At 70.3% G+C, this 1,301-nt stretch carries 1 protein-coding gene; it reads left to right on the top strand.

From position 1 onward, the window contains the following. Nucleotides 1–3: 3 nt before the first annotated feature. A partial coding sequence (locus ACFKCF_RS61595; protein ID WP_394506792.1) for a ketoacyl-synthetase C-terminal extension domain-containing protein occupies nucleotides 4–1,301 on the top strand: 1,298 nt, incomplete at its 3' end.

The following is a 1,301-nucleotide window of genomic DNA, read 5'->3' as shown; positions in this document are numbered from 1 at the left end:
CGAGTGCTGGGAGTGATCCGCGGATCGGCGGTCAACCAGGACGGCGCCAGCAACGGCCTGTCGGCCCCCAACGGCCCCTCCCAGGAGCGGGTGATCCGCCAAGCGCTGGCCAACGCGGGTCTGGCCCCCGGCGACATCGACGCGGTCGAAGCACACGGCACCGGAACCAAACTCGGGGACCCCATCGAGGCCCAAGCCCTCCTCGAGGTGTACGGAGCCCGTCCCGAAGAAGACCCCTTGTGGCTGGGCACCGTGAAGTCCAACCTCGGCCACACCCAATGCGCCTCCGGTGTGGCGGGTGTGATCAAGATGGTCATGGCCGCCCGCGAGGGCCTCCTGCCCCAGACCCTGCACATCACCACCCCCACCACCCACGTCGACTGGGAACAAGGCCAGATCCGCCTCCTCCAACACCCCCAGAACTGGCCCCACCACACCGACAAACCCCGCCGCGCCGCCATCTCCTCCTTCGGCATCAGCGGCACCAACGCCCACCTCATCCTCGAACAAGCCCCCCACACCAGTCCCGCCGCCGGCACTGGCGCGGGTGTGGGCGCGGGCGCTGCCGCAGGGACCGGCATCAACAGCGGCGCCGACAAGGGCACAGGCACGAGCGATGAAGCGCCGCAGCCCCTGCCCCTGGTCCCGGTAGCCCTGTCCGCCCGCGATCAGACCAGCCTGGCCGCCCAAGCCGCCCGCCTGGCCAGCCACCTCACCGCCCACCCCGAACTGCCCCTGCACGACATCGCCCTGTCGGCCGCCACCACGCGCGCCCACCTCGAACACCGCGCCGTCATCCTGGCCCGCAACACCGACGACCTCCACGACGCCCTGCACCACCTCACCACCACAAACGCAGACGGCAGCACGAACATCGACGCCGCTGGCGGCACAGGCAACGGCAGGGGGGAAGGTACAGGCGCCGGCACGTCTGACGGCACCGGCACCGGCATCGGCACCGCCACCCCGACCACCAACGGCAACGGCAACGGCGCTCATGGCGGCACCGGCATCAACGGCAGCGCCGGAAGTGACACGAGCGCCGCAACCGCAACGGCGACTCCCAACGGAGCCGAGGCCGCAGCCGTGACCTTCAACGGAGCCGGGGCTGCAGCCATGACCGGCAACGGAGCCGGAGCCGGTGCTCCCGCACCCTCAAACACCCCCACCAACAACCACAGCAGCGGTGTCGGTAAAGGCGTCAACGTGATCACCGGACGAGCCCGACCCGGCAAAACCGCCTTCCTCTACTCCGGACAAGGCGCCCAACACCCCGGCATGGGCCGCCAACTCTACGAAAC

Source organism: Nonomuraea sp. JJY05 (assembly GCF_043496855.1).
Classification (GTDB): Bacteria; Actinomycetota; Actinomycetes; order Streptosporangiales; family Streptosporangiaceae; genus Nonomuraea.
Note: the sequence above shows the minus strand (reverse complement) of the source record. Positions and strands in the feature narration are given on the sequence as shown.